We start from the raw sequence: 8,679 nt of genomic DNA, 5'->3' as shown, positions 1-8,679 counted from the left end.
TGGATGCAGGTTATGTCTCCAACGACCTGCAGGTGGGGCAGACCGGCAAGGTGGTGGCCCCCGAGCTCTACATCGCGGTGGGCATCTCGGGCGCCATCCAGCATCTGGCGGGGATGAAGGAGTCCAAGGTGATCGTCGCCATCAACAAGGACGCCGAGGCCCCCATCTTCCAGGTGGCGGACTACGGTCTGGTGGGGGATCTCTTCACCCTGCTGCCGGAGCTCACCGCCAAGCTGTAAATTTGCCACAAAGGGGCGAAGAAAGCCGTCCGTGCTGTCTCGCCCCCGTTTCCATGCATATTCTCTGCAAGCCCCTGCCCGTTCAGGGCTTTTGTCTGATGGGTGCCCGGTGGCGCCGGGGCAAAAGGTTGCGCTGGATCCCAAAAAGCCTTTGCCCCCACGGGGGGCTGTCGTGTAAAAACGTTCGAGTCACCGATCACACACATCCATTCACGGAAAGCGTCATGAGCAAACAGATTTACAACTTCTGCGCCGGCCCCGCCATGTTGCCGGTTGAAGTCATGGAGCGCGCCCAGCGCGAATTTTGTAATTTCCAGGGGCTGGGAGCCTCGGTCATGGAGCTTTCCCATCGCGGCAAGCCCTATATGGCGGTCGCCGAGAAGGCCGAAGCGGACCTGCGCGACCTGCTGGCGGTGCCGGACAACTACAAGGTGCTCTTCATGCACGGCGGTGGCCGCGGCCAGTTCTCCGCCGTGCCCATGAACCTGCTGGGTGGCGCCAACAAGAAGGCAGATTACCTAGTGACCGGCGTCTGGGCCCAGAGCGCCGTGGATGAAGCCCAGAAATACGGTGACATCCAGACCTTCCAGGGGGTAGCCAAGAACGAGCAGGGGGTCTCCCACCTGCTGCCGACGCCGGCGTTTCGCGCCGATGCCGCCTATGTACACTACTGCCCGAACGAAACCATCGATGGCATCGAGATGTTCGACATCCCGGCCACCGGCGATGTGCCCCTGGTGGCGGATCTCTCCTCCACCATCCTCTCCCGTCCCCTCGACGTGAGCCGCTTCGGCATCCTCTACGCCGGTGCCCAGAAGAACATAGGCCCCTCTGGTCTGGCCATCGCCATCGTGCGCGATGACCTGCTGAACCAGGCCCGCGCCGATGTGCCGTCCATCTTCGACTACCAGCTCACCGCCAAGAACGACTCCATGTTCAACACGCCCCCCACCTACGCCTGGTACCTGGCCGGTCTGGTGTTCGAGTGGCTCAAGGAGCAGGGTGGCCTGGCGGCGATGGAAGCACGCAACAAGGAGAAGGCTGACTTCCTCTACGGCTACCTCGATCAGTCGAGCTTCTATGGCAACAAGGTGGATGTGGCCTGCCGCTCCCGCATGAACGTGCCCTTCCAGCTGAAAAACGAGGCCCTGGACAAGCTGTTCCTGGCGGAGTCGGAAGCGGCCGGTCTGCTGGCCCTCAAGGGACACCGCATCGTCGGTGGCATGCGCGCCAGCCTCTACAACGCCATGCCCCTGGAAGGGGTCAAGGCCCTGGTCAGCTTTATGGATGACTTTGCCAAACGCCACGGTTGAGGCGTGTCTCCCCATTGCCAGACGCCGGGGACTCCCCGGCGTCTGTTTTTCAGACCCATCCTGACCCAGGCTACCCTCTCCCGCGGTCGTGCCACTGTCGAACTTGCCGCGGGGGACGCGGGCTGTTAACGTCCGGTCAGGTGATTTAATTGAGATCGAACAGGAAGTCTATGAATTCGTTGCGTTTGGAACCCATTTCTAGCGTGGCCGGGGTGGTCAATCTGCCCGGCTCCAAGAGTGTCTCTAACCGGGCCCTGCTGCTGGCGGCCCTGGCCCGGGGCACCACCCGGCTGACCAACCTGCTCGACAGCGATGACATCCGCCACATGCTGGCGGCGCTGACCCAGCTCGGCGTCAAGTACAAGCTCTCCGCCGACAAGACCGAGTGTACCGTGCACGGTCTGGGTCGCAGCTTCGCGGTCTCGGCGCCGGTCAACCTGTTCCTCGGCAATGCCGGTACTGCCATGCGCCCTCTGTGCGCCGCCCTGTGCCTGGGCTCCGGCGAGTACACCCTGGGCGGCGAGCCGCGCATGGAAGAGCGCCCCATCGGCCACCTGGTGGATGCCCTGCGCGAAGCGGGTGCCCACATCCAGTACCTGAAGAAGGATGGCTATCCGCCCCTGGTGGTCGATGCCAAGGGGCTCTGGGGTGGCGATGTCCACATCGACGGCTCCGTCTCCAGCCAGTTCCTGACGGCGTTCTTGATGGCGGCCCCCATGGCGGCCGGCGACACCCGCATCCACATCAAGGGCGAGCTGGTCTCCAAGCCCTACATCGACATCACCCTGCACATCATGAAGCAGTTCGGGGTGGTCATCGAGCACGACGACTACAAGGTGTTCTACATCAAGGGCAACCAGACCTATGTCAGCCCAGGCGACTTCCTGGTGGAAGGGGATGCCTCCAGCGCCTCCTACTTCCTCGCGGCGGGCGCCATCAAGGGCAAGGTGCGGGTTACCGGCATCGGCAAGCACAGCATCCAGGGGGACATCCACTTCGCCGACGTACTGGAGAAGATGGGGGCTCGCATCACCTGGGGCGATGACTTCATCGAGGCCGAGCAGGGGCCGTTGCACGGCATCGACATGGACATGAACCACATCCCGGATGCGGCCATGACCATCGCCACCACGGCGCTGTTTGCCGAGGGCACCACCACCATCCGCAACATCTACAACTGGCGGGTGAAGGAGACCGACCGCCTGCACGCCATGGCGACCGAGCTGCGCAAGCTGGGCGTGGAAGTGGAGGAGGGGCACGACTTCATCACCGTGATCCCGCCCGCACAGCTGACCCACGCGGCCATCGACACCTACAACGATCACCGCATCGCCATGTGCTTCTCCCTGGTGGCGCTCTCCGATACGCCGGTCACCATCAATGATCCGGGTTGCACCTCCAAGACCTTCCCGGACTACTTCGACAAGCTGGCCAGCGTCAGTCAGGCCTGAGCCCTTTCGGCCCGCTTCGTGCGGGCCTTTTCATCTCTGCCCCCCCGCTTTTTTCATGCCTCCTAGCAGCATTATGCAAACTTGCAAGGTGCGATAATAAAATTCCTTGTCGAAGAATGTAATTTTCTATTTACACCGACCCGGCACAGGGCTAGATTGAGATCTCTTTATCGCAGTCATCTAGCAGGAAACTTGGTCATGCAGCATCAAACCGACGACGTTCGTATCAGTGAAATCAAAGAGTTATTGCCCCCGGTTGCGGTGCTTGAGAAGTTTCCGGCGACCGACACCGCCTCGGCCACCGTGTTTGAATCCCGTCAGGCCATCCACAACATCCTGGCCGGCGACGATGATCGCCTGCTGGTGGTGATCGGCCCCTGCTCCATCCACGATCCGGTCGCCGCCCTGGAATACGGCAAACGCCTCAAGGTGCTGCGCGACGAGCTGAAAGATCAGCTGGAGATCGTGATGCGGGTCTACTTCGAAAAACCCCGTACCACAGTGGGCTGGAAGGGGCTGATCAATGACCCCTACCTCGACAACAGCTGCCAGATCAACGACGGCCTGCGCCTGGGTCGCAAGCTCTTGCTGGATCTCAACGACATGGGGCTGCCGACCGCCTCCGAGTTCCTCGACATGATCACCCCGCAATATGTGGCGGATCTGATGAGCTGGGGTGCCATCGGCGCCCGTACCACCGAATCCCAGGTACACCGCGAGCTGGCCTCCGGTCTCTCCTGCCCGGTGGGCTTCAAGAACGGCACCGACGGCACTATCAAGGTGGCCATCGACGCCATCGGCGCCGCCAGCGCCCCGCATCACTTCCTGTCGGTGACCAAGTACGGCCACTCCGCCATCGTCTCGACCGCTGGCAACCCGGACTGTCACATCATCCTGCGCGGTGGCCGCGAGCCCAACTACAGCGTCCGTCACGTGGATGAGGTGGTGAGTGGTCTGGACAAGGCCGGTCTGCCCCAGAAAGTGATGATCGACTTCAGCCACGCCAACAGCAGCAAGCAGTTCAAGAACCAGATGCTGGTGGCCGAGGACGTGGCCGGTCAGCTGCGTGCCGGCAGCAAGGCGGTGTTCGGCGTCATGGTGGAGAGTCACCTGGTGGAAGGGCGTCAGGATCTGGTGGACGGGTGCGAGCTCACCTTCGGCCAGAGCATCACCGACGCCTGCATCGGCTGGGCCGATACCGAGGTGCTGCTGCGCAACCTGGCGGACGCCGTGGCCGCTCGCAACGCCCTCTGAGCCCAAGGCGCCCCGTTGGCGGGGCAATAAAAAAGCGCGACCCTGGGTCGCGCTTTTTGTTTGGCCATCTCTCGGCAGGTCGCGGTTTACTTGGCCCGCTCCTGGTGGCCGCGCAGGCGGATGTTGATCATCTCCACCACCAGCGAGAAGGCCATGGCGAAGTAGATGTAACCCTTGGGAATGTGCAGATCCAGCCCTTCGGCCATCAGCGCCACCCCGACCAGAATAAGGAAGGAGAGGGCCAGCATCTTGATGGTGGGGTGGGTATCGACGAAGTCGCCGATGGCCTTGGCGGCAAACATCATGACGCCGACGGCGATGATGATGGCCAGCACCATGACAGGGACATGATCCGCCATGCCCACGGCGGTGATGACGGAGTCCAGGCTGAAGATGATGTCGAGGATGGCGATCTGCACCAGGGTGGACAGGAAGCCCGCAGTCTTGCTCACCACACCCGCCTCTTCGGCGGCCCCTTCCAGGCTCTGGTGGATCTCGTGGGTGCTCTTGGCGATGAGGAACAGACCTCCCACCAGCAGGATGAGATCCCGTCCCGAGATGGCTTCCCCCAGCACGGTGAAGAGGGGCTCGGTGAGGCGCATCACCCAGGCCAGGGAGAGCAGCAGCAGGATGCGGGTGCCCATGGCGAGCCCCAGCCCCAGGATGCGCGCTTTCTGGCGCTGGGCTTCCGGCAGGCGACCCACCAGGATGGAGATGAAAATGATGTTGTCGATGCCGAGCACGATCTCGAGCAGGGTCAGGGTGGCGAGCGCGACCCAGGCGGAGGGGTCCGCAATCCATTCCAGCATGATGGAACCTTGGTTGAACAGTGATTGAGGTAGAAGTCGCGCATTTTAGCAGGGGGTCATGGCTTGTCCCAGTGGCGGGAAAAGATAAAAATGGCAGCCGTTCAACGGGAGGGAAACATGTTTCGATTAGGGCTCATCATCAACCCCGTCGCCGGCATCGGCGGGGCCGTCGGTCTCAAGGGCAGTGACGGCATGGTCGCCGAGGCGCTGGCGCGCGGGGCCGTCCCCAAGGCCCGGGAGCGGGCCCGCCAGGCCCTGTTGCCCCTGTGCGAGCTGACCACGTCATTCGAGCTGCTGACGGTGGCCGAAGAGATGGGGGCCGACCTCGCCGCCGAGCTGGGGCTGCCCCATCGCATCGTCCATCGGCCTGCCGGGGCGCAGACGAGCGCCGAGGACACCCGGGCGGCCGCCCTGGCCCTGCGCGATGCCGGGGTGGATCTGCTGCTCTTCGCCGGTGGCGATGGCACCGCCCGTGACATCTGCGCGGCGGTGGGGGAGTCCTGCCATGTGCTCGGCATCCCGGCGGGGTGCAAAATCCACTCCGGGGTCTACGGGGTGACGCCGGCGGCGAGTGGCCGGGTGGCGGCCAGAATGATCGCAGGGGAGCTCCTGAGCCTGGTGGATGCGGAGGTGATGGACATCGACGAGGAGGCGTTTCGCGCCGGCAAGGTGCGCGCCCGCCATTACGGCCAGTTGCTGGTGCCCGGGGATCTGCGCTACGTGCAGGCGGTCAAGCAGGGGGGGCGGGAGTCCGAGGAGCTGGTGCTCGCCGATCTTGCCGCCGGTGTGGTGGAGCAGATGGAGCCCGATACCCTCTACCTGATGGGGTCGGGGAGCACGGTGGCCGCCTGCATGGGGGAGCTGGGTCTGGAAAATACCTTGCTCGGTGTGGATCTGGTGGAAAATGGCCGGCTTATCGGGCAGGATCTGTCCGCCGCCGAGATCCTGACCCGGATCCGCGGCCGTCGCTGCCGTCTGATCATCACCCTGATCGGCGGTCAGGGACATCTGTTCGGGCGCGGAAATCAGCAATTGAGTCCAGACGTGATCCGGGCCGTCGGGCGCGAGCATATCCAGGTGCTCGCCACCAAAGCCAAGCTGGCGGCGCTAGAAGGCCGTCCGCTGCTGGTGGACACCGACGATCCGGCACTGAACCGGTCGTTGAGTGGTTATCTGCGCATAACCACGGGATACAAGGATCAGGTCATCTACCCGGTGGCCAACCCGGAATAGGACATCAAGGATGCGGCTGGCCTGGCGCCAGAGAGCCGCGATCGACCGGATCGCGGTTCCACTCCCCGAATTTTTTGCCGGCAACCCCGGAAATGAGGCTGCGTTAAATGACGATTCACGATTTTGAATACAAGTTGTTGGGACTGATCGACGCCATGGTCGCCACGGCCAGCGAAGACGAGCTGTTTGCGGGTGGCTATCTGCGAGGGCACATCTCCCTTGCGGTGGCGCGCGCCGAGCTGGAGGGCAAGACCCTGGTGCGGGACGTCAAGAGCTATGTGCTGCGCAGCCTGAACGAGGCCATCTTGCAGGGTGAGCTCTCCGAGCAGGACGAGGTGCTGGTGCAGGAGATGTGGAAGCGTCTGCAGGCCCAGGCGGAAGCTTGATCCCATTCGCAGTTCAAACACAAGTTTAAGTAATCTGCTTCCCTGAGTGTTATCAAAAGGTTAATAATGAGGCTCGCCTTTTGTTTCAGGGATTAAACCATGGCCTCCACCTCACGCATTGCCACCAGACTGCCGCTCGAGATGCTCTATCACTGGGAGCGGCAGTGTCCCGACCGAATCTATCTGCGTCAGACCATCCACCGCGAATACGTCGATTTCACCTGGGGTGAGGTCGCCGACGAGGCGCGGCGCATGGTGACGGCACTGCGCGCCCTGGGCCTAGTGCCCGGTGACAAGGTGGCGTTGCTCTCCAAGAACTGCGCCCAGTGGTTCATCGCCGATCTGGCGATGCAGATGGGGGGATACGTGAGCGTGCCCATCTACCCCACCGCCAACGTCGACACCATCGAATACGTGCTGCGCCACAGCGAAACCAGGGCGATCTTCGTCGGCAAGCTGGACGACTGGAAGATCCAGGAGGCGGGGGTGCCCGGGGATCTGCTGCGTATCGCCCTGCCTTACGACACCATGCCGGCCGCCCACCAGTGGGACGATCTGCTGGCGCAATACGACCCCATCCCGGACAGCCCGGTGCAGGCGCCGGATGCCCTGCTGAGCCTGGTCTACACCTCCGGCAGTACCGGCAAGCCCAAGGGGGCCATGCTGAGCGTGGAGCGCTACGCCTGGTCCTGCGAGAAGCTGGTGGAGGCGGTCTCCCTCACCGCCGAGGATCGCGGCTTCTCCTACCTGCCCCTTGCCCACATCACCGAGCGGGTCTACATCTACGGCGGCAGCCTGTTCAGCGGTGCCACCATCGCCTTCCCCGAATCCCTCGACACCTTCATCGAGGACGTCAAGCGCTGCCGTCCCACCGTCTTCATCTCGGTGCCGCGGCTCTGGGCCATGTTCCGCATCAAGATCCACGAGAAGCTGCCCCAGAAAAAGCTGGCGCTGCTGCTCAAGATCCCCCTCGTCTCCAGCCTCATCAAGAGCAAGCTGCAAAAGGGGCTGGGGCTGGATCAGGCGCGGGTGCTGGGCTGCGGCTCTGCGCCGGTGGCCCCGGCGCTGCTGGAGTGGTATCACAGCATCGGCATCCATATCACCGAGGCCTGGGGCATGACCGAGAACCACGCCTACTCCACCCTCAACTACCCGTTCCGGGCGGACAAGATAGGCACCGTCGGCAAGGCCGGGCCCGGGGTGACCATCAAGATCTCCGACGAGGGGGAGATCCTCTGTCGCTGCGACGGCATGATGGTGGGCTACTACAAGGATCCCGAGCACAGTGCAGAGGCCATCGACGCCGAGGGCTGGCTGCACACCGGTGACATGGGCAAGCTGGACCGGGAGGGTTACCTCACCATCACTGGCCGCATGAAGGACGTCTTCAAGACTGCCAAGGGCAAGTACGTGGCCCCGGTGCCCATCGAGGGGATGCTCGGGCAGGAGCCCATCATCGAGCAGCTCTGCGTCATCGGCTACGGCATGCCGCAGCCGGTCGCCCTGGTGCAGCTCGCCGAGAGAGCCATGAAGGGGGACAAGGCCGGGGTGGAGGCCCAGCTGGAGGCTGCCCTCAATCGGGTCAACGACAAGCTGGAATCCCATGCTCGCCTGCGGGGCATCCTGGTGGTCAAGAGCCCCTGGAACATCGAGAACGGGGTGCTGACCCCCACCATGAAGATCCGCCGCCACCTGCTGGAACAAAAATACGCGGACATCGGCGAGCGCTGGTCCGGCAGCCAGCGCATCCTGTGGGAGTCCTGACAGGGGTCGGTGCCGCCATATGGGCCATATCAATGACAGTCGGGGGAGCCAGTGGCTCCCCCGCTGTATTTCAGGGGGAAGCAAGCCGACAGGGGGCTGGGGCATTGACCCCTTACCCGAGGTTTCCCGCCGCCATGCCGCCCCGCGTCGAGGGAACGGCAGGGAAAGGTATTTGCAAAATCCATGGAGAGGGGTGATCCCAGTGGCTGGGCGAATGCATCTTGGGGTCA

8 protein-coding genes are annotated in these 8,679 nt (G+C 63.3%); 7 read left to right on the top strand and 1 reads right to left on the bottom strand.

The window, feature by feature from the left end:
- The 4 genes from AACR77_RS12255 to aroG all read left to right on the top strand — a co-directional run.
- A partial coding sequence (locus tag AACR77_RS12255; RefSeq protein ID WP_231563227.1) for an FAD-binding protein occupies positions 1 to 239 on the top strand: 239 nt, incomplete at its 5' end.
- A gap of 224 nt (positions 240 to 463) precedes the next feature.
- Positions 464 to 1,552: a 3-phosphoserine/phosphohydroxythreonine transaminase gene (gene serC / locus AACR77_RS12250; protein ID WP_010674452.1), complete on the top strand. Its 1,089-nt coding sequence runs from the start codon at positions 464 to 466 to the stop codon at positions 1,550 to 1,552.
- Between the two features lie 170 nt (positions 1,553 to 1,722).
- Entirely contained in the window at positions 1,723 to 3,003 is a 1,281-nt protein-coding gene (aroA, locus tag AACR77_RS12245; RefSeq protein WP_041212941.1) for a 3-phosphoshikimate 1-carboxyvinyltransferase, read from the top strand.
- A gap of 198 nt (positions 3,004 to 3,201) precedes the next feature.
- Entirely contained in the window at positions 3,202 to 4,257 is a 1,056-nt protein-coding gene (aroG, locus tag AACR77_RS12240) for a 3-deoxy-7-phosphoheptulonate synthase AroG (RefSeq protein ID WP_042881834.1), read from the top strand.
- Between the two features lie 86 nt (positions 4,258 to 4,343).
- Here aroG and AACR77_RS12235 read toward each other — a convergent pair whose 3' ends face one another.
- Positions 4,344 to 5,066 carry a TerC family protein gene (locus AACR77_RS12235; RefSeq protein ID WP_010674455.1) on the bottom strand — a complete coding sequence of 241 codons (723 nt, stop codon included), beginning with the start codon at positions 5,064 to 5,066 and terminating at the stop codon, positions 4,344 to 4,346.
- 117 nt (positions 5,067 to 5,183) lie between these two features.
- On the opposite strand from AACR77_RS12235, the gene AACR77_RS12230 reads away from it, so the two are divergent.
- From AACR77_RS12230 to AACR77_RS12220, 3 genes are all read left to right on the top strand, one after another.
- Positions 5,184 to 6,299, top strand: a complete 1,116-nt coding sequence (locus AACR77_RS12230; protein ID WP_042881832.1) for an ATP-NAD kinase family protein — start codon at positions 5,184 to 5,186, stop codon at positions 6,297 to 6,299.
- A 107-nt stretch (positions 6,300 to 6,406) separates the two neighbouring features.
- On the top strand, positions 6,407 to 6,685 hold the full coding sequence (locus AACR77_RS12225; protein WP_042881830.1) for a YfcL family protein: 279 nt from the start codon (positions 6,407 to 6,409) through the stop codon (positions 6,683 to 6,685).
- A 99-nt stretch (positions 6,686 to 6,784) separates the two neighbouring features.
- Positions 6,785 to 8,449, top strand: coding sequence for an AMP-binding protein (locus tag AACR77_RS12220; RefSeq protein ID WP_042881828.1), 1,665 nt, complete (start codon positions 6,785 to 6,787; stop codon positions 8,447 to 8,449).
- Positions 8,450 to 8,679 lie beyond the last annotated feature (230 nt).

Origin of the sequence: Aeromonas sp. ZOR0002 (assembly GCF_963866995.1) — a bacterium.
In the GTDB taxonomy this organism is placed as follows: Bacteria; Pseudomonadota; Gammaproteobacteria; order Enterobacterales; family Aeromonadaceae; genus Aeromonas; species Aeromonas caviae.
The sequence above is the reverse complement of the archived record's forward strand: the minus strand, read 5'-3'. Positions and strand labels throughout refer to the sequence as shown.